We start from the raw sequence: 19,508 nt of genomic DNA, 5'->3' as shown, positions 1-19,508 counted from the left end.
CGCTTCCTATCAGCCACATTCTCGCTATTCGACACCCCAGTTTCTCCGGACTCCGAACACGGGTTTACGGGGGTGGCAAGAAGCTGTTCCTAATCGGCGCTCGCGCCCCAAACGTGGCAGACTTTTTGAGTGTATCGCCCGCCAACGGGCACCCAGCAAAAACTCGCACGAGGCGAAAGGGTGCTTTGGCCGTGTTTACCCCATCGTGTGTGGCCGGATGTGCGTGGCGAATACTTGTTTTATCGAATCCTGAAGTTGGGAAGTTTTGTAATGGCACAGGGTACTGTGAAGTGGTTCAACTCGGAGAAGGGCTTCGGGTTTATCGCCCCAGCTGACGGTGGCAACGACGTGTTCGTTCACTACTCAGAGATCCAGGGCACTGGTTTCAAGACGCTGGAAGAGAACCAGGCAGTCGAGTTCGAGATTGGTGAGGGCCAGAAGGGTCCGCAGGCTCTGGACGTGAAGCCTCTGTAAGTCAACCGTTTCCGGGTTGAACTGGGCTTTTGCCTAGTCTGTCGCGCGGAGTTTTTGGCTTTTCAAGGTCCATGTTGTGTTCATGGGGTGAGCCTTGATTCTCCCACGTGGAAAGTGATTTCTGCGTGGGATTTTTGTATTTCTGGGGGCAGTGGGTCAATCCGAGTTACTGACTACGTTTATGACAAAAATGGCCCGAAAAATGGCTTGAAAGTGTCATAAACTCATACAGTTTCACATTTGCAGCCCGCAATCACGCGGCCGCTGCGGCGGCTGCGCCCGCTGTGGCCTGTCGTGGCCAGCCACTGACAGCCACTGGGATAATCATGGCCAGCCGCACAGCAGTCGTCGGGTCGGCAACTGCCGGCCACCGGGGATCCCCCACAGCAGCCCCTTCAGTCACACCCAAAATCCGCCCGATACTTGAGGAATCCACGCGACAAACTAGATTGTGTGTACGGTATTCCTTATATTCTTCATATTCTTTCCAGATAATCTTCCGGGGAGAACGCGGCCGGGAACTGATTTGCACTGATCGGAACCGGTTGGAACCGATTGCGGGCCTCTCACAGCTGAAGCCCAGCCAGAGTCCGGCCAAGAACCCCAAGATTTAAACGAAAACAAGAATCTAAACAGTCAAAAACATTCAACGTTGCAGGATAGAAAAACTTCTATGGCGAATTCAGACGGCCTCAAGCGCCTTGTAATTGTCGAGTCGGCGACGAAAGCTCGCAAGATTCAGCCGTATCTCGGCGATGATTACATCGTGGAGGCGTCGGTGGGCCACATTCGCGACTTGCCCCGTGGCGCAGCCGACGTTCCGGCTCGTTACAAGAAGGAACCCTGGGCTCGTCTGGGTGTGAATGTCGACAACGGATTCGCTCCGTTATATGTCGTCAGCGCTGATAAGAAGAAGAAAGTCGCCGACCTGAAGGCCAAGCTCAAGGAGGTCGACGAACTCTATCTCGCAACGGACCCCGACCGTGAGGGCGAGGCGATTGCCTGGCACTTGCTGGAGGTTCTGAAGCCCAAGGTGCCGGTGCGCCGCATGGTGTTCCATGAGATCACCAAGCAGGCCATCTTGGAGGCCGCTGCCAACACCCGTGAGCTGGACCAGAACCTGGTCGATGCCCAGGAAGGTCGCCGTATCCTCGACCGTCTTTACGGCTACGAGGTCTCCCCGGTGCTGTGGAAGAAGGTCATGCCGCGCCTGTCGGCAGGTCGTGTGCAGTCGGTGGCAACGCGGGTCATCGTCGAGCGTGAGCGCGAGCGCATGGCGTTTATCTCCGCTGAGTACTGGGATGTCGCCGCAACTTTGGACACCGGCTCGGCTTCTGCTGATGCCAACCAGCCGAAGGAATTTGTCGCAACCCTGACCAGCGTTGATGGTCAGCGCGTAGCGCAGGGCCGCGACTTCGATGACCGTGGCCAGCTGAAGAAGTCTGAGGGCATTCGGGTCGTCGATAAGCAGCTCGCCGAAACTCTGGCGGCGGACCTCGTGGGCTCCGAGCTCAAGGTCGCGTCGGTGGAGGAGAAGCCGTACACCCGCCGGCCGTACCCGCCGTTTATGACGTCCACGCTGCAGCAGGAGGCCGGCCGCAAGCTGCATTACACCTCTGAGCGCACGATGCGTGTGGCGCAGCGTCTGTACGAAAACGGTCATATTACCTACATGCGTACTGACTCCACGACGCTGTCCAAGGCCGGTATCGACGCCGCGCGTAAGCAGGCGTTGGAGCTTTACGGCTCGGAGTACGTCGCCGATGCGCCGCGCCAGTACTCGCGCAAGGTGAAGAACTCGCAGGAAGCGCACGAGGCGATTCGCCCGGCGGGCGAGACGTTCGCAACACCGGGGCAGCTGGCTGGCTCGCTGGATGCCGAGGAGTTCAAACTCTACGAACTAATCTGGCAGCGCACCGTCGCCTCGCAGATGGCCGACGCACGCGGCACGTCCATGAAGGTCACCATCGCCGGTGCTACCGACACGCACGCCGTCGAGTTCGCCTCCACTGGACGCACGATTCGTTTCCCGGGCTTCCTCAAGGCATACGTCGAGGTCTCCGCGCTTTCCGACGGCCGCAAGGTCGCCGACAACGCCGAGAAGCGTCTGCCACAGTTGACGGAAGGCCAGGGCCTGACGGCCACGGACTTCAGTGCCGACAGTCACTCCACTAACCCGCCTGCGCGCTTCACTGAAGCCAGCTTGGTGAAGAAGATGGAGGACCTGGGAATTGGTCGTCCGTCGACCTACGCGTCGATTATCAAGACCATTCAGGATCGCGGCTACGTCTACTCCCGCGGTAACGCTCTGGTGCCCTCGTGGGTGGCCTTTGCCGTGGTGGGGCTGATGGAGGAAGCGTTCTCCGATTTGGTCAACTACGACTTCACCTCCGAGCTGGAGGATGAGCTCGACGGCATTGCTGCGGGCAATAAGGATCGCACGACCTGGCTGACCGGTTTCTACTTCGGCGATGACAAGGATCACCGCCACAAGGGAGCCGACGCTATTGCGACCCACGGTGGTCTGAAGAACATCATCGATGTGAACTTGGAATCGATTGATGCTCGGAAGGTCAATTCTCTCCACCTTTTCGACGATGCCGAGGGTAACCCAATCATCGTTCGCGTTGGCCGCTATGGGCCGTACCTGGAGCGCACTCGCCCGGGTACCGGTGAAAACGGTGCCGACGAGGTGCAGCGCGCCAACATCCCGGAGGCCATGACTCCGGACGAGCTGGACCTGGCCGCCGCCGAGAAGCTGCTGGCCATGCCGCAGGGTGGCCGTGAACTGGGCATTAACCCGGCCAATGGTCGCATGATTGTCGCTCGCGATGGCCGCTACGGCCCCTACGTCACCGAGCTGGTCACCGATGAAGAGCGCGAAGGTGTCGTAGCCAAGGCTGAGGAGATCATCGCAGCTGAGCGCGCCGAAGAGGACGCTCAGCGCGCTGCCGAGGGCAAGCGAAAGAAGAACTGGGAAACCAAGACCGCTGCCAAGCAGAAGGAAAAGCGCACCGCGGAAATCATCGAGGAAACTCTGAAGCCGAAGACGGCCTCGCTGTTTTCCTCCATGGAGCCGTCGACTGTCACGTTGGAAGAGGCTCTGAAGCTGATGAGCCTGCCGCGTGAGGTCGGTGTCGACCCGGTCGATAACGAGGTTATTACTGCTCAGAATGGTCGTTACGGTCCGTACCTGAAGAAGGGCACGGACTCGCGTTCACTTGCTAACGAAGAGCAGATTTTCACCGTGACATTGGACGAGGCGCGTCGTATCTACGCTGAGCCGAAGCGCCGCGGTCGCGCTGCTGCGAAGCCGCCGCTGAAGCAGCTGGGCGACAACGATGTCTCCGGTCGCCCGATGTCGGTGAAAGATGGACGCTTCGGTCCGTACGTCACCGATGGCGTCACCAATGCTTCGCTGCGCAAGGGGGATACGCCTGAGACTCTGACCGATGCCCGCGCCTGCGAGCTGCTGTCTGAGCGCCGCGCGAAGGAAGCCGCCGATGGTGGCACTAAGAAGGCTGCGAAGAAGTCGACTCGCAAGACCACGAAGAAGGCTGCGAAGAAGACCACCAGGAAGGCAGTCAAGCGCACCACCAAGCGAGTGGTGAAGGCAACGCGTAAGGGCAAGTAGCGCATTGACCGTTAGCCGCGGCAGGGGCGAAATGGGTGCAGAGCACTTAAGCGCCCGGCGCCCCCTGCGGAGCTGGTGCGCCCGGCGCCTCCTGCGGAGTTGGCTTGGGGCCACCGACCCCGGCCACCTCCGCCCGCATCGTCGGCCCGTACGACAGCCGGCGATGCACCTTCTCAAACGGCCCCTGCATGCCGCGACGCTCCATCGCCCACGCGGCCAACAGTGTCACCAACCAGACGCCTACAGCGATGAGCGTTTGCACGAACGCGCCCATGTCGCGCGGGATATCCAGCATAAACGGGTACACCAGCACAAAGAAGATCACCGACTGCATCAGGTAGCCGGTCATCGAACGCTTGCCGAGCGCCACAATCGGCACCAGCCAACCTGGTACAGCGGCGCCCTCGTTCAGGCGTCGCTGGAGCGGCTGCAGCGCCAACGCCAGCCCGGCTAGGATGCCAGGACCGGCGAACACTCCGGCAAAGTTATTAATTACCAAGAAGGCCATGTGCTGTCCGGCTGGAAGAACTCCAATCGCTGCCAACCCCATAGGGATACCGACACCGAAGGCGACAATCACGGCCACCACGAGCCACCGAATAAGCAGGGGACGGTGCGCGTCAACGTCGTCAAGCACGCCTTTGCGCGCCCACACGAAGCCAATCATCATCACCGGCAGGTAGAGGAACAGCTGTAGCGGCAGAGTAGTGATGCTCATTGTCAGGGCCTCGAGATTCGCGGCGAGCATATCCAGGTAACTTGTTTCAATCGCACCGCCGTTGACGAGCTCGGTCATGTCGGAACCGTCCAACCCGACGTCGGGCATCGCAATTGTGAAAACCAAAAACAGCAGGCTCAATACCGCATTAACTGTCAGCGCAATCCATGCGAGGATAGTCAGCACTTTGTTGCTAAGCCCCATAAGCAGCCCCAGGATGATGCCGCAGATGCCGTAGAGAAACATGATGTCGCCAAAGAACAGAAACAGCATGTGCGCGATGCCGAACAGCCCCAGGAACGCATAACGCTTTACGACGACCACTCGCGCCCGCGACCGTGGAAAGTTCCTCCTGGCCAAACTGCGGACAATGAGTCCGACACCGAAACCGAGCAGCGTTGCGAACATCGGCAGCCCGCGATTGTGTGCGGTCACAGCGGTAAAAAGCACGGTGGCCTTGTCGGCGATGCTGTCGTTTATGACGCCGCCGAAGAATGCTCCGGGCAGCTCGGGGCTTGCAACCAGCCAGGCAGTGGCAATGTTTGCGATAGCGATGCCGAGAAGAGCGAATCCGCGCGCAGCGTCGGGGACGAGCATGCGAGGTCTGGGGTTGGTGCTAGAGCTGGAGCGGCTGTCAGTCATTCCTCCAACGTAAAGGATTTGCGGGAGGGTACGCAGGTTGGCGAGACCGACGAGTCCGCTGCCCCCTAGGCCTCGTCGGCAAGCGTCGGGCGCACCGGGCGCGCAAGCTGCGTCATGTGCGTGCGGCCGCGCAGCTCCACGGACTTCAGGGTGGTCCAGCGAGCCTGCTCGTCCTCGTTGGCCAGGCGGATAGTGGAAGCCGTGGCGAGCACGCGGCCCGGGGTGTCCTTAGCCAACTCGGTCAGACGAGCGGCCTGGTTAACCGCGTCACCAATGACCGTGTACTCAAAACGGTCACGAGCACCGATGTGGCCCGCGACGACATGACCGGCGGAGACGCCAATGCCAGCGCTGAGTTGGAGGTCGAGCAGTTCCTCGCGCAGTTCACGGGCGGCGGTGAGGGCGTGACCAGCCGTGTCGTCGAGGGGCAGGGGAGCGCCGAAGACAGCCAGAGCTGCGTCACCCTGGAACTTGTTGATAATGCCCTTATTGCGGTGCACACAGTCGACAACGTGGTCGAAGAACGCATTGAGTTCGCGGACAACGACCTCTGGCGAGTTCTTCTCCGCGAAGTTGGTTGAACCAATTACATCCACAAACAGCACCGCGACGAGGCGATTCTCGCCGCCCAAAGTTGGCTTTTCTTCCAGAGCCTTACGGGCGACCTCAGAGCCGACGTAACGGCCAAAGAGGTCACGGACCCGCTGACGCTCCTGCAAGCCACGCATCATTTCATTGAAGCCCGCTTGGAGAACGCCCATCTCGGAGCCGTCGTAAATAGGCACGCGTGTTTCCACCTGGCCCTGGCGAACCTTGTTGATTGCGCCCGTGAGATCCCGAATCGGGTCAACGATGGACATGCTGGCCAGCATCGTGCCGAAATAGCCGGTAATCAGAGCCAGAATTGCCAGCGCGGTGATGGTGGGCAGCAAATCTGCCGCGTCATCTGTGAATAGGCCACGGCGCTGACCAATCAGCACAAGCAGGATTGCCACCACTGGAACACCGCTGGTCAACACCCATGTCTGGCGCAGGCGGTGACCAATCGGTGGCTCCAGCGAGGAATCCGGAGCCCGACGCGCCAGCGCCTCCACGGCGACTGGACGCACCATGCGCTCCGCAATCAGATAGGTCAACAGCGCCACCATGGCGCCACCGAGCACCGAGGTGAGCAGCACCATCATGCCAATCTTGCTGTCATAGGCGAACGCGACTCCGCTGAAGACAATCACGCCCAAAGACCAGATGACGGTACCCAAAAGTGCCTGGTAGACGGGCACGCGCATGACCAGATATCGCACCCGCCGCGGATCGTGCATATCCGGATGACGCTGCCATTTCACCAGCGGTTTGAACAGGATCCACGTGGTGCCGATGCCCGCGATAATCGCCAGAACCAGGTACCCAGCCAGGGCATAAATGACACCATTGGCCAACCGTGGCAAGTGAGTTTCTTGGTTCAGTGGCAACAGCATGCCGAGGAACAAGCCGACAATCATGGCTCCGACAAGGTTGCAGACGAAGATAAATGAGGCATAAGCAGGCCACATTGTCCCGCTTAGCCATTTCAGATTTCGCCAGAGCCGTTGCATGACTACTACCTTAGTGGCAACCCCGGATTGCAGGGAGTAGTTACCTCACAAGAGTCTTGTGGGGCGCGCTAGAGTTGTGGCCATGACAGAGCCCATGACAGAGCGCAGCGTGTTTTCTCGTATGCCCGAAACCGGTGGGGTTCGTCAGCGGCTGCAGGCTGCTGTGCGCGCTGCGCATTATCGCTTTGCCAATGGTCAACCGCTGGCAGGCGATGGGGCGGAGGTTTCGCCGGAAGGTGGGGACGCGGGGTCGTCGTTAAGCGATGTGCCACGCGACTCGGACATGACGCACGCCTGGCTGTTCACTGGTCCTGCGGGGTCGGGGCGGTCGGTGACGGCGACGGCGTTTGCGGCGGCGCTGCTGTGCACGAGGCATGACAACCCCGGATGCGGTGAGTGCGAGGGCTGCCGGACGGCGCTGGCGGGAACGCATGGCGACATCAAAATCGTGCGCCCGGAGGGCACCATTATCTCGGTGGCGACGGTGAGGGACGAGCTGCGGCCCTGGGCTTACAAGATGCCCACGACGGCGGATTGCCGCGTGCTGATCATCGAAGACGCCGACCGTCTCAACGAATCCGCCTCAAATGCGCTGCTCAAGGTGGTGGAAGAGCCGCCTCTGCGCACCGTCATCATCATGTGCGCACCAACGACAAACGCGGAGGATTTCTCCGTTACGCTCCGTTCGCGCTGCCGCCATGTCTATGTGCCGACGCCGCATATCGACGATGTCACAAACCTCCTGCGCGCCGAGCGGCCAGAGCTTACCGACGAGCAAGCGGTCTGGGCCGCGACGGTGTCCAACGGTCACATTGGGCGTGCGCGTGGCTTTGTCTCCGATGAGGGCTCGCGTGCTTGGCGGGGTAAGGCCCTGGATTTCGTGGAGGCTGTGTTCGATCCGGCGAAGTCATACGTGGCGGCGCGTGAGCTGGCCAACGAAGTAGCAGGCGAGGTCAAGCGGCGGATGGAGCCACTAGAGGCTGAGGAGCTGGAGAACCTCGAGCGCTCACTGGGCGTAGGTGCGTCCGGCAAGGGTGCGCAGGCGGCACTGCGCGGCTCTAAGGGGGTTATCAAGGAGCTGGAGGAAAATCAGAAGCGGCGGCGCAGGCGCGCGGAGTCAGATCTGATCGACCTGTCGTTGACCGACATTATGGGGCTTTACCGTGACGCCCTGGTGCTGGCGTTTGGGGCGGAACGTGGTGGTGAGACTGCTTCGGGGGATTCGGGCTTTGGTGCTGGTTCTGAGTTTGGCGATGGCGCGGTCTACCTCATAAATCCAGACCGTCGTCGGACAGCCACGGAGCTAGCCCGACGCCTTCCGCCGGAGGCGATATTGGCCTCCATCGATGCTGTCACCGAGGTGCGCGGCATGCTCGTGACTGCAGTGAAGTTGACGGTCTTGATGGATGAATTGATGGCTAAATTGCAGATCGCGGGGCAGGTTGGTCGTAGGTAAGCCGGTAGCCGCGCCTAATGCAGCGGACTGCAGGCCCCATTTTGGTAGCGATGGGGGCAGTACAGTAGTATTACCGCTTGTACATTTTGTGCAGGGTTATTTCTGCTTGCTTGAAAGCTCGGCGCAATGTGCGTGCCGCCTTAGCTCAGTCGGTAGAGCGTCTCACTCGTAATGAGAAGGTCGCGAGTTCGATTCTCGCAGGCGGCTCGGTTTGAAACGGGATCCTTTAAAAAGGGTCCCGTTTTTTATTTTTTGGATCGGTCAAACATGAGGAGAGCGAATCCGGCGGCAATCCAGAGGATGAGAACCCACCAGGCTGCCACAGCGCCGTTGCCATCGAAGAATGACAGGGACCTGACCAGGTGTCCGGTCGCCCCAATGGGCATCCACTGGCCAAGAGTGGACCAACCGGCTGGAAGCAGCCATGGGCCAGTGGATAGTCCAGATAGCGGGTTCGCTAGGAAAATCGTCAAAATGGCGCCAATGCCTACACCCGGAGTGCCGATAATGGCTGCGAGCCCAGCGGTAAGCATTGAGGTAGCCAGGATTCCCAGAGAAATAGCCAGCCATTCCATGCCGAAGCTGCCCGAAAGCGTGCCGTAGACAGAGTGGAGCATCCACGTTGCCACGAGGGCTCCGAAGACTGCGATGCCAGCGAGGACACCCAATTTCGTCCACTTCTTACCTCGGAAGAGGAAGGTGGCTATAACTGCCGAGATGATACCGCCGAAAGCCAGCGGCAAGCCGAGGAGCGCGACACCGGAAGCTTGTGGGTCATCCTGTGTGGTTGGAGCCAAATCCTCCCGCTCTACAGGGATGTTTTGAGACTCGAGGGTCGTCGCAATGCCGTCGATAAGCTGCGAGTAAGGTGCGCCGTTGCCTGAAGCGGTGTAGGCGGTAGCGCCCGTCGGGGAGATGACGATGCCGCCAACAGTTTCGCGATTGAGGATTGACTCGCGTACGGCGTCAGGGGTGTCCATCACCTGGATATCAGGAGCATCGTCGCCAGCTTTGTGTTCGATGGCTTGGGTGATTTGTTCGGATATTGGGGCGGGGGCAGTCAGCGCAATGGGGACATCGTTCGGGCCGGAGGCAAATGTCGGTGCCAGGAACGCGAAGAGCATGAGCCCGATGACGAGCGGAATACCGAAGATCACGGCTACTGCTTTGGGGGCGGGTGAGGCTTTTTCGTCTCAGTCGTAGCTGTTGACATGGCCTATCTCCTAACTGGAGCAGAGTGTTTCACTTACAAAGTGGAGCATAGTGTTCCGTTTGTTAGGATGCAAGTGTGAGACAAGATGCAGTGATGAACAGTGATGCCATCGTGGAAGCAGCGCGAAAACTCTTGATAGAGCAAGGAGCCGGTGTATCCATGCGTGCGATTGCCAGGGAGGCCGGTGTCGGTTTAGCTACGGCAAGCAGGCACTTTCCCAGCAGGATTGAGCTTCTCGGCGCAGTCAGTGCTCGTGTTGCAGCTGATATCGACAGGGTTACTGAGGCAGCCGTAGCTCAGTTTGACGACGATCCGGACGGCGCTTGGCACGAAGCAGTCCACGCGATCGCGAAATTAAGTGTTGCGGCACTTGCCCAGGCATTATTCAGCGATCTCAATACCAGTTTGGGGAGCGAGGCGAAAAAGATTGATGGCATTATCGAAAAGCGAATGACGGAGTTGCGTCAGAGCTATACGCGACTGCTGGATAAGGCAAAAGCAGCTGGGCTATGCCCGGAGGACGTTGCACCGCTTGATTTCCACCTTGGGCTCGCTGTGGTGTCGCGTCCCCTTCCTAACTCTGCAGCGGTCGAGCAGTACTTTCCCGGTGTGCAAGAAAAGCTTGTGGACTTAATGCTTACGGGTTTGGCAGCACAGGCGAAGGGGAATCACTAAACCCCTCGGTGATAAGTCCTGAAAAATCCTGCACACGTCCCGACGTGCGGTGATTCCCCGAAACGAAGGGGGAGGAAATCTCGGAGCCGGCGACTCTCAATCGAGTGTTTGCTACTGTTACTCAGCACATAGCAGGTACGCGGAAACTAGGAGAACGCACTATGCGGCAGCCCGGACACCAGGGACTAGCAGTGCAGCGATCAGCAAGACGACTAGCTGTGGCTTTGGTGGCTGCGGCAATTTTGCCAGCCGGTCTTGTAGCTTGCACCATCGACACGGAGGCTTCCAAAGCAGGAAGCGCTCAGCAAGCTGCGTCGACAGAAACGCAAACGTCGTTGGCAGCTGAAGAAGAGGCTATGCAGATGCCGAACCCCACTCCGCCGAATGAGGAGTCTGCAATGTCTGATTCTGCTAACCCCGACGCAGTCGCTTCTGGCGATGCACAACAACAGCAAGCTAATCGCGCTACTTCGCGTGCCGACGGCTCCAGCGCTGTAGCCGGCAAGGTCATCTACCTCGACCCGGGACACGCCGGCACCCCACCACCAGCGGACATGATGGTCACTGACGGCCGCGGTGGCCAGAAGCCATGTAATACCTCCGGTACCGCTTCCAATGACGGCTTCCCGGAGCATGAGTTCAATTGGCTGATGGCGCAGGAAATTAAGCAGCTGCTCGAACAGCGCGGTGCTCAGGTGCTGCTCAGCCGCGTCGATGACACCGGTCGTGCAGATTGCATCGATGCCCGTGCAGAGAAGGAAAATGCCTCCAACGCCGATGCCGTGGTGAGCCTTCACGCAGATGGTGCTGGAGAGGGCAACCGCGGATTCCATGTGTCTGCGATTTCGCAGCCGCTCGCCAATAATGACGAGCAGGGATCTACCGCGCTGGCAACCGCGCTGCGCGATGCTTTTGTCGCAGCCGGTTTTGCTCCATCCAACTACCTCGGTAGCCAGGGGCTGAATCCGCGCGCTGACCTCACCGGACTCAACCTATCGACGAAACCAAAGGCACTGGTCGAATACGGCAACATGCGTGATAGCAGCGACATTGCCCTCTTGACCTCCAACGAAGGCCGTCAGCGCTTGGCAGAGGCCACTGTGGCTGGGTTGGAAGGTTTCTTGGCGCAGTAGCCAACCTGCGCATCCAGGCCGTAGCTACCTCACACCAGTCACCGCCACAGCAGCCACCACAGCGGCCAACCGGCCAACACGCTAACTAGCCGGGTTTGCCTTAGCTTTCGGTGTCATCGCGTCGTAAGGCTCCATCATGGGGATATCCAGCATGGTGCTGGGGACACCGAAGGCGTCGACAAGCACCTCAGACCAGGGGCCAAGGGAATCAACAAGATCGGCCAAGCCCGCCCGCGCGCCCTTGGTGCGAGTACCGGTGAGCAGTGACTGCTCCAAGAACCAGCCGGCGTTATCGCAGACCACCGACAGGAAGAACACATCGCGAACCTGCTCGAGCACCTCTTGAGAGCGCTCATCTGTGAGTGTGGATTCAGCTTCAAAGAACGCTTCCAAAATCATGCGATCGATATGCGCCCACGCGCAGGAAATCATGTGGTCCTGGACCTTGTCCACCAGCTTCGCGGCCTTTTCCACAGGCAGTTTCCGCGCCGGGCGCAGCCTGCGAGCAAGGGACTTGAGAAGTCGATTCTCGCGCTCGATGAGCAATTGCATCTGGCTGGCGGGGTCAAAGAGCGAGGACTCATCAGCGTCAGTCAGCGCATCCAAGAGGTTCTGAACGACGGCGTCCGCACCGGTGCGACGGCGCAAAATGCCACTGAAATTGTCGAGGCCGAAGCGCACCATTTCCAGGTTGGAAAAACTCTGTACCTCCCGGGCAAAACCACCCAAAAGTTCCTTGGTGACCAGCTGCAACATCACCACGTTGTCGCCCTCAAAGGTAGTGAATACGTCAGAGTCCTCTTTGAGAATGGTCAACAGGTTCTCCGCCATGTAGCCAGCTCCACCGGTGGCCTCACGCATCTCCTGGATGGCATCGGTGGCATGCGCGGTGTTGGCGACCTTCAATGCGGCGGCATGTGCCTCCGCTTCACGTAGATCGCGAGCCTGCTCCGGGGTTAGATTCGCACGGTCCAGCCCTTCCGCTTCGAGGTCGTGAATCCGCTTGATCAGCAGGTTGGTGGCAAATTGCAGACCGTACGAACGCGCAATGCGGGGGAGTAGTCGGATTCGGTGCTGGCGGTGCTCAATGAGTTTCTTTTCCGGCAGCGAATCGTCGGGAGCAAATTGGCGCCGCAAGTGTGCGTACTTGGTGCCGATGGTCAGTGCGGTGCGGGTTGCCGCACCAGCGGCCGCACCGACTGTCACGCGGCCGCGCACGAGGGCACCGAGCATCGTGAAAAACCGTGCATTGGGGCTGCCAATATCGCTGCTGTACTCGCCAGCGGCCGAGACATCTGCGAAACGGTTAAGCAGGTTCTCCCGCGGCACGCGGTAATGGTCGAACATGAGAGTGCCGTTGTCCACGCCCAAGAGGCCGCCCTTGGTGCCGTGGTCGCCGATAGCAACTCCGTCGACAGGCGAACCATCATCATTGCGGATTCGAGCGACAATGCAGTGCACACCATGGGATTCTTCCTGCCCTGGTGTGTAGAGCTGGCAAAAGACCGCAGCCCAGCGCCCATCGCGCGCGGCATTGCCCAAAAACCACTTCTCAGAGGAAGCCGTAGGGGAATTGAGGATGAATTCTTCCGTCTCGGGGTCGTAGTGCGCCGTGGTCTCGAGTGATTGGACGTCCGAGCCGTGGCCGCGCTCGGTCATCGCAAAGCAGCCGAGAGCCCGCAGCTCAATGAGGTCACGCACCAACTCGCCGTGACGCTCTGTTCCCAGGTTGCTGACAGCGCCGCCGAAAAGGCCCCACTGCACTCCGGACTTCACCATCAACGACAAGTCGGTGTGGCCAAGCATTTCAATCCCGGTGAGAGTGCCACCGGTATCTCCTGTGCCGCCCTGGTCAGTGCGGAAAGCCCCATAGGGCATGCCGGTCTTAAGCACCTTGGACAGTGACTCGGTGGTGTGCTGCCTGGCCTCCTCCACGGTCAGCCCAGAGGCAGGCCGTAGAGACGGATCTTCTAAAAGAGTGCGGACATCAGCGCGCGCCTCGGGGAAATAGCCGTCCAGGGCCTTTTGCAGTGCACCTGCCACTTCCGGTTCAGGACGGGAGGGGAGCGTCTTCGGACCGTCGGTCGAGCGACGGCGGGGGATTCGCGTGGAGCTGGAAGAAGTCTGTGCCATAACCCAACGTTAATGGGATATCTGGGGCTTGTCAGCCGCTTTCGACTGAGAAACTCATGAGGAAATCGGGGCCGCGGGTCGGAAACAAGCTACCGGGATAGAACGAAGGTGGAAACGCAAAAGCCGTCGTCAAGCAAATACTGCGTTGTGCAGTGCTTGACGACGGCTCGCGTAATCAGCCCCTCGGTGGGTCAGACCCCCTAGCTGTGGGAACTAGACGCGCGACTTAACTTCGTCGAGGTTAGTTTCCGGGTGCTCGATGAGGTCTCGGTCTTCAAGACCCTTCGGCAGCAGGAACAGGGAAATCAGGGCTGGGATAGCCATGGCCATCAGGTAGATGGAGATGTAGAACGGGTTGCCGGTGGCATCCATGATCATCTGGGCAATCATCGGTGCGAATGCACCACCCAGGACAGCGCCGATGGCGTAAGCGATGGAAGCGCCGGAGTAGCGAACCTCAGCCGGGAACATCTCGGAGTACATGGCCGGCTGCGGGCCGAAGGTCAGTGCCAGCGGCAGGGTGAGGACTGCGACGGTCATGACGTAGAGGAACGGGCCCTTATCCAGGATGTTCCACATGACGGCTTCCCAAATCATGATTAGGACGTAGCCGATGATGAAGGTCTTGGCGCGGCCGATACGGTCGGACCAAGCGCCAGCCATGAACATGAAAATGGTCCAGCAGATACCGGCGACGAGAGTGCCTGTCCAAGCGACGGTTGCGGAGTAGCCCAGTGTCTTCTGTGCGTAAGCGCCGAAGAATGCGATCACGAGGTAACCGGTAGCCTGCTGAGCAGCGAAGATCAGGGCGCCCTGGATGACCTTGCCCCAGTGGTTGCGGAAGAGCTCCGGCAGCGGAGCGGAGCGCTCAGCAGACTCAGCCTGCATAGCCTGGAAGACCGGGGACTCATCGACGGTGCGACGAATCATGTAACCAATCAGAACCAGGATGAAGGACAGCAAGAATGGCACACGCCAACCCCAGTCCATGTAGGCTTCCTCGCCGATGATAGCCATAACAATCAGCATGGTTCCGGTAGCCAGGGTCAGACCCAGCGGAACACCGGCCTGCGGGAATGCGCCGTAGATACCGCGCTTTTCCTTCGGTGCGTACTCCACGGACATCAGGGCTGCACCGCCCCATTCGCCACCCGCGGAAAGGCCCTGGAAGATACGGAGCAGAACCAGCAGGATAGGTGCAGCGATGCCGATTGACTCATAAGTCGGCAGCAGACCGATACAGAAAGTAGCTGCACCCATGCCGATGAGGGTGAAGACCAGAATCATCTTGCGGCCGTAGCGGTCACCGATATGGCCGGCGACGATAGCGCCAAGCGGGCGGAAGAGGAAGGAAATACCCAGGGTTGCCCAGGCGAGCACCTGAGCGACCTGTGGGTTCGACTTCGCAGCCGGCTCGATGAAGTGCGGAGCGAGCACGATAGCTGCGGCCTGAGCGTAAATCAGGAAGTCATAAAACTCGATGGTCGTACCCACGAGAGTTCCCGTGAGCACCTTGCGGCGCTGCTTGGGATCATTCGCGATGATCGAAGTAGTCATAAATAACAAGACTTTCTTTACATACCCGTCCGCACGGCCATCGAGGACCTTGGCGATCTCAGCGGTCGTGCAGAAATCGCCCCAGGTTTTTCTCAGCCAGCGTTTGGGGAATGGACAGATTGTTTGACGGTGTCGAATTCTTACACAGCCAGACCGGTAGCGACCAGCGTTTGAACTTCAGCGAGCGACGACAAAAAGTGGGCAACGGGGGTAATGGGGGTTGGTGAATGGCGGTAGATTTCCTTTGTTTGTGACCGATTTATTTATACGCATGCCTGACAAGTCGGATTCGGGGGTATGTAAAGGGGGTGGGTTGGACGCTACTTAACGACGGGCTGTTTCTGGCTTAATTTGCGCGACCTAGTGGCCGTTTGTGCGTGAGACTGTCTTAAATAGGGGAAATCTGCGTTTTATGACTGTTCGGCTACCCCCACATTGAACTAATTTGTAATTATATAATCAGAAGTTGTGTGAATAGTGCGGCGAAAGTGGCGCAAGATACGAAAGAAGTAACGGAACAATAACGATGTAGTGTCGAAAAGGCCATTGCCCCCGGATGGGGCAGGGATGCAAGGTCGGCAACATGCCACCCCGAGACGGGGGTGTGAGCCCCAGGTTTCAGGGGCATTTGTGCCGAGACCAACCCGAGGTGACCAAACTGGGCACGCCACCGCATTAGCCACCACTCCACTAGTCGCCACAGCACTAACCGACTCAGTTGCCCCGCCCCGCCTGCTCAACTATCTCGGCACACCTCTTGTGGTTAGCTCCGGTGGCTTAAAATCTGCACCATTGTGCGTAAGGCGCTGGGGACCGTCGTAAAGTAAACGACATGTCTTCTCACGCAGGAACTAACGGCAATGAAAATGAGGTACCTCACGGCAGGGCCAAATCCAATAAAGGCACGCCGTTGTGGCTGCTCGCCGCAATTGCAGTTTTCGCCGTCGCGTGGGGTGGCAATGAATTCACACCGCTGATGGTGATGTACCGCGAAAACGCTGACCTGGCGCCGGTGTTCATTGACCTTCTATTGCTGGTCTACGCTCTCGGCATCGCGCCGGCACTGCTGATTTCTGGCCCAATCTCGGACCGTATCGGCCGTAAGCCGGTGATGCTCGCCGCGCCGGTGCTCTCGATTCTGGGCTCGACTCTCATCGCGCTGGGCGAGACCATCGCTCCGCTCATTCTCACCGGTCGCTTTATCTCGGGCCTGGCAGTCGGCATTGTCATGGCCGTGGGCGGCTCGTGGGTAAAGGAGCTTTCCGATCCGCGCTTTGACCCCAAGGCCACCTCCACCTCGGGTGCGAAACGTCAGTCCATGGCGTTGACCTTGGGCTTTGGCCTGGGTGCGGGTATTGCCGGCACGCTGGCGCAGTTCGCACCGCTGCCGGGGCAGTTGGCTTATATCATCCACATCCTGATTTCCATCCCAACGATCTTCGGTCTTGTGGCTGTGCCGGAGACCCGCCAGTCGCCGCACCTGGGCGGCAGCAACGCTCCGCACGAAAGCGTCTGGGAGTCCCTACACACCCCTTCGGTAACTAACCGTCGCTTCCTGCTCGTCGCCGCGATGGGAGCGCCGTGGGTCTTCGGTGCAGCCGGTGTTGCCTATGCAATCATTCCTTCGCTGCTTCAGGACCACGTCTCACAGCCAGTGTTCTACTCCGCGATGGTCACACTGTTTGCGCTGCTCTGTGGTTTTGGCATTCAGCAGATTGGTCCACGCTTTGTGACCGAGCACAACGCCCGCGGTTCGCTAATCGCAATTGGCATTGTGGTCATCGGCATGGGAATGGCCGCATGGATGTCCACCAACCCCACCGCAGTGACGGCGTTTATTGCAGCGCTGGTGCTGGGCACCGGCTACGGCCTGGCCATGTTTACCGGCCTCAACGAGGTACAGCGCATCGCCGGCCCGCGCGACATGGCTGGGCTGACCGGTATCTTCTACTGCCTGACTTACATCGGCTTCGCATTCCCAGCAATTCTGACCAAGCTCTCCGAGTCCATCTCCTGGATGACCTACCCGGTCATGCTCGGTGGCGGTATGGTCATCGCCATCCTGATGGGCTTGGTTATTTTCTTCAATTCCACCGTCAACCTGCCACAGCGCGCTGAGTAATCTCGCATTCCTCGGAAGATTAATCAACCCCGTCAATGTGAGGTTGGCACACGTATAAGCGGCTTTCCTTACTAAGCGCCTATAGTTCTTCCTATGGAGAAGCACAAGAACGAATCACCGGCCACCGCGATGACAGAATCGTCGGCAAGCGCGAAACCGCGTGCGCTGGTGACGGGTGGTGCGGGATTTATCGGTTCGACGCTGGTTGACCGGCTGCTGGCTGAAGGGTACGCAGTCACGGCGCTGGACGATCTCTCCCACGGAAAGCTGGAAAACCTCCAGCAGGCATCGCTTAACGACGACTTTGAGTTCATAACCGCCGATGTGCTGGAGGTGGACTGGGACGAGCTGCTCGAGCAAAACCGTCCGGAGGTTATTTTCCACCTCGCAGCGCAGATTGATGTGCGGATTTCCGTGGCCGACCCGGTGCGGGATGCGACGCTGAACATCATTGGCACAATCAAACTTGCCGATGCGGCCCGAAAGCACGGTGTCCGCAAGGTTGTGTTTACATCTTCGGGCGGTTCCATCTACGGCACGCCGGAGGAGCTTCCGGTGTCGGAGAACGTGCCGGTCAATCCGATGAGCCCCTATGCCGCTTCAAAGGCGACGGGCGAACTGTACTTGAATATGTTCCGCAATCTTTATGGGCTCGAATGCTCGCACATCGCGCCGGCGAATGTGTACGGCCCGCGGCAGGATCCGCACGGCGAGGCCGGTGTGGTGGCTATTTTCGCCCAGCGTCTGCTGGCGGGAGAGGCGACCAAGGTGTTCGGCGACGGCGGAAATACCCGCGACTATGTGTACGTCGACGATGTGGTGGATGCTTTCTACCGCGCATCCGGCGAAGTCGGTGGCGGAATGCGCTTTAACATTGGCACCGGTGTCGAAACTTCGGATCGTCAGCTGCACTCGTTGGTGGCGCAGGCTGCGGATGCCGAGGATAACCCGGAGTTTGCACCGCCGCGCACTGGTGATGTGGCGCGGTCGGCGTTGGATCCCACGCGGGCGCGTGAGGTACTCGGCTGGGAGCCGGCTATGAGTATTCAGGAGGGCGTTGCCCGTACTGTGGAGTACTTCCGGAATCAGGGCTAGCACAACTTACGCGGGCGGCTTCATGCACTCGCCCGCATAAGTTAGCAGCAAGTCAGCGCAGCTTACTTGCCAGCTTCTTCCATGCGCTTTGCGTGGATGAGAGCCAGCTCGATATTGTCCTCGAACACGTCGAGAGGTTGTGCGCCCGAGACGAACTGCGTACCAACGAGGAAGCCCGGAGTTCCGGAAATGCCCAGCATGGAGCCGAACTGGGTGGCATTCTCGACTGCCTCGGTCCACTTGCCGTCCTTAAGCTCCTTTTCAAAGCGCTTCATGTCCGGCACACCGGCCTCACGCGCGACGGCAATCAGGTCCTTCTCAGTGAACTCCGGGTGGCCCTGGCCTTTTTCCCCGGCCTTCTTAAACAGCGCACGGGAGAACTCCCAGAACTTGCCCTGAGCTGCCGCGGCACGGCCGGCCTCAGCATCCTTGATGGCCTTCTCGCCATTGATGGCCATGTCGTTCCACTCCAGGCGGACCAGTCCCTCGTTGACGTACTTTTCCACGAGGTCAGGCTCGGTTTCGTTTGCGAACTTCGCGCAGAACGGGCACTCGAAGTCCGAGTAGATCGAGATTACGACCGGCGCATCCACTGCACCGAGAGCAAAAGGATCATTTTCATTGCGGCGGTGGACATTGTCCATGTCCTCCGGGGACTTCAGCTGCGCTCCCGCCTTTGGTCCGTAGATGCTGGCGTCGAAAGAGCCATTCGGGCCAGGCACTGGCGCAATCTCGCCCTTGCCTGGTGCAACACCCGCCATGTTGACGGTGCTCACGCCGTTGAAGCTAGCCGAACGCGAACCAGCGAAGAAGCCCGCTGCGCCGACAACAATCAATGCGACGACAGCTAGCGCCCATGCGGCGTTCGGGATCGAGTACCACGACTTAGTTTTCCCACCGCTGTCGGCAGACCAGGACTCCAAGTCCTGCTCAGTGGGTACCGGCTGAGAACCTTGCTGGGGTTCCTGCGGTGTCTCCTGCCACGCTGCGTCTGCCGAGGGCTGCTGCGAATCGCTGCTGTTGTCAGCGGCGGCGTTGTCCTTATTTTCTTCGCTCATGGCTTC

14 protein-coding genes and 1 tRNA gene are annotated in these 19,508 nt (G+C 59.4%); 8 read left to right on the top strand and 7 right to left on the bottom strand.

Going from position 1 to position 19,508, the window contains the following annotated elements; translation table 11 throughout:
• Positions 1-270 precede the first annotated feature (270 nt).
• Positions 271-474 carry a cold-shock protein gene (locus tag HMPREF3053_RS06280; protein WP_005511370.1) on the top strand — a complete coding sequence of 68 codons (204 nt, stop codon included), beginning with the start codon at positions 271-273 and terminating at the stop codon, positions 472-474.
• Between the two features lie 253 nt (positions 475-727).
• Here the strand turns inward: HMPREF3053_RS06280 and HMPREF3053_RS11075 are convergent, their stop codons facing one another.
• Complete coding sequence (locus tag HMPREF3053_RS11075; RefSeq protein ID WP_168166693.1) at positions 728-877, bottom strand: hypothetical protein; 150 nt, start codon at positions 875-877, stop codon at positions 728-730.
• A gap of 270 nt (positions 878-1,147) precedes the next feature.
• On the opposite strand from HMPREF3053_RS11075, the gene topA reads away from it, so the two are divergent.
• Positions 1,148-4,108, top strand: coding sequence for a type I DNA topoisomerase (gene topA, locus HMPREF3053_RS06275; RefSeq protein WP_070767438.1), 2,961 nt, complete (start codon positions 1,148-1,150; stop codon positions 4,106-4,108).
• A gap of 46 nt (positions 4,109-4,154) precedes the next feature.
• Here topA and HMPREF3053_RS06270 read toward each other — a convergent pair whose 3' ends face one another.
• On the bottom strand, positions 4,155-5,468 hold the full coding sequence (locus tag HMPREF3053_RS06270; RefSeq protein WP_318155899.1) for a DUF418 domain-containing protein: 1,314 nt from the start codon (positions 5,466-5,468) through the stop codon (positions 4,155-4,157).
• A 65-nt stretch (positions 5,469-5,533) separates the two neighbouring features.
• Complete coding sequence (locus HMPREF3053_RS06265) at positions 5,534-7,060, bottom strand: adenylate/guanylate cyclase domain-containing protein (RefSeq protein WP_187399971.1); 1,527 nt, start codon at positions 7,058-7,060, stop codon at positions 5,534-5,536.
• An 82-nt stretch (positions 7,061-7,142) separates the two neighbouring features.
• Between HMPREF3053_RS06265 and HMPREF3053_RS06260 the strand changes: the two genes are divergently transcribed.
• Both HMPREF3053_RS06260 and HMPREF3053_RS06255 read left to right on the top strand, forming a co-directional pair.
• Complete coding sequence (locus tag HMPREF3053_RS06260) at positions 7,143-8,516, top strand: DNA polymerase III subunit delta' (protein WP_016421943.1); 1,374 nt, start codon at positions 7,143-7,145, stop codon at positions 8,514-8,516.
• Positions 8,517-8,650: 134 nt separating this feature from the next.
• Positions 8,651-8,723: transfer RNA gene (locus HMPREF3053_RS06255), tRNA-Thr, on the top strand.
• Between the two features lie 38 nt (positions 8,724-8,761).
• Here HMPREF3053_RS06255 and HMPREF3053_RS06250 read toward each other — a convergent pair.
• Positions 8,762-9,673: an ABC transporter permease gene (locus HMPREF3053_RS06250; protein ID WP_187400604.1), complete on the bottom strand. Its 912-nt coding sequence runs from the start codon at positions 9,671-9,673 to the stop codon at positions 8,762-8,764.
• Positions 9,674-9,804: 131 nt separating this feature from the next.
• Here HMPREF3053_RS06250 and HMPREF3053_RS06245 point away from each other — a divergent pair, with 131 nt between their 5' ends.
• Together HMPREF3053_RS06245 and HMPREF3053_RS06240 are read left to right on the top strand one after the other, a co-directional pair.
• On the top strand, positions 9,805-10,404 hold the full coding sequence (locus HMPREF3053_RS06245; RefSeq protein WP_048732292.1) for a TetR/AcrR family transcriptional regulator: 600 nt from the start codon (positions 9,805-9,807) through the stop codon (positions 10,402-10,404).
• Between the two features lie 161 nt (positions 10,405-10,565).
• Positions 10,566-11,537 (top strand): N-acetylmuramoyl-L-alanine amidase, encoded by a 972-nt coding sequence (locus HMPREF3053_RS06240; RefSeq protein ID WP_016421946.1) that lies wholly within the window; start codon positions 10,566-10,568, stop codon positions 11,535-11,537.
• Positions 11,538-11,618: 81 nt separating this feature from the next.
• On the opposite strand, the gene HMPREF3053_RS06235 is transcribed toward HMPREF3053_RS06240, so the two are convergent.
• Together HMPREF3053_RS06235 and HMPREF3053_RS06230 are read right to left on the bottom strand one after the other, a co-directional pair.
• Positions 11,619-13,670: an acyl-CoA dehydrogenase family protein gene (locus tag HMPREF3053_RS06235; RefSeq protein ID WP_070767437.1), complete on the bottom strand. Its 2,052-nt coding sequence runs from the start codon at positions 13,668-13,670 to the stop codon at positions 11,619-11,621.
• A 213-nt stretch (positions 13,671-13,883) separates the two neighbouring features.
• Complete coding sequence (locus HMPREF3053_RS06230) at positions 13,884-15,227, bottom strand: MFS transporter (protein ID WP_070767436.1); 1,344 nt, start codon at positions 15,225-15,227, stop codon at positions 13,884-13,886.
• A gap of 832 nt (positions 15,228-16,059) precedes the next feature.
• Here HMPREF3053_RS06230 and HMPREF3053_RS06225 point away from each other — a divergent pair.
• Both HMPREF3053_RS06225 and HMPREF3053_RS06220 read left to right on the top strand, forming a co-directional pair.
• Positions 16,060-17,349 (top strand): MFS transporter, encoded by a 1,290-nt coding sequence (locus HMPREF3053_RS06225; RefSeq protein WP_069359068.1) that lies wholly within the window; start codon positions 16,060-16,062, stop codon positions 17,347-17,349.
• A 129-nt stretch (positions 17,350-17,478) separates the two neighbouring features.
• Positions 17,479-18,444, top strand: a complete 966-nt coding sequence (locus tag HMPREF3053_RS06220) for a GDP-mannose 4,6-dehydratase (protein WP_070595114.1) — start codon at positions 17,479-17,481, stop codon at positions 18,442-18,444.
• 62 nt (positions 18,445-18,506) lie between these two features.
• Here HMPREF3053_RS06220 and HMPREF3053_RS06215 read toward each other — a convergent pair whose 3' ends face one another.
• Positions 18,507-19,502 carry a DsbA family protein gene (locus tag HMPREF3053_RS06215; RefSeq protein ID WP_070767435.1) on the bottom strand — a complete coding sequence of 332 codons (996 nt, stop codon included), beginning with the start codon at positions 19,500-19,502 and terminating at the stop codon, positions 18,507-18,509.
• Positions 19,503-19,508: the final 6 nt, after the last annotated feature.

It is taken from the genome of Corynebacterium sp. HMSC064E07 (genome assembly GCF_001815745.1).
GTDB lineage: Bacteria > Actinomycetota > Actinomycetes > Mycobacteriales > Mycobacteriaceae > Corynebacterium > Corynebacterium jeikeium_D.
Note: the sequence above shows the minus strand (reverse complement) of the source record. Positions and strands in the feature narration are given on the sequence as shown.

Coding starts and splice junctions, on each gene's coding strand:
- topA (WP_070767438.1), top strand. CDS start 1,148: ATGGCGAATTCAGACGGCCTCAAGCGCCTTGTAATTGTCGAGTCGGCG.
- HMPREF3053_RS06220 (WP_070595114.1), top strand. CDS start 17,479: ATGACAGAATCGTCGGCAAGCGCGAAACCGCGTGCGCTGGTGACGGGT.
- HMPREF3053_RS06230 (WP_070767436.1), bottom strand. CDS start 15,227: ATGACTACTTCGATCATCGCGAATGATCCCAAGCAGCGCCGCAAGGTG.
- HMPREF3053_RS06280 (WP_005511370.1), top strand. CDS start 271: ATGGCACAGGGTACTGTGAAGTGGTTCAACTCGGAGAAGGGCTTCGGG.
- HMPREF3053_RS06235 (WP_070767437.1), bottom strand. CDS start 13,670: ATGGCACAGACTTCTTCCAGCTCCACGCGAATCCCCCGCCGTCGCTCG.
- HMPREF3053_RS06270 (WP_318155899.1), bottom strand. CDS start 5,468: ATGACTGACAGCCGCTCCAGCTCTAGCACCAACCCCAGACCTCGCATG.
- HMPREF3053_RS06225 (WP_069359068.1), top strand. CDS start 16,060: ATGTCTTCTCACGCAGGAACTAACGGCAATGAAAATGAGGTACCTCAC.
- HMPREF3053_RS06240 (WP_016421946.1), top strand. CDS start 10,566: ATGCGGCAGCCCGGACACCAGGGACTAGCAGTGCAGCGATCAGCAAGA.
- HMPREF3053_RS06215 (WP_070767435.1), bottom strand. CDS start 19,502: ATGAGCGAAGAAAATAAGGACAACGCCGCCGCTGACAACAGCAGCGAT.
- HMPREF3053_RS06265 (WP_187399971.1), bottom strand. CDS start 7,060: ATGCAACGGCTCTGGCGAAATCTGAAATGGCTAAGCGGGACAATGTGG.
- HMPREF3053_RS06260 (WP_016421943.1), top strand. CDS start 7,143: ATGACAGAGCCCATGACAGAGCGCAGCGTGTTTTCTCGTATGCCCGAA.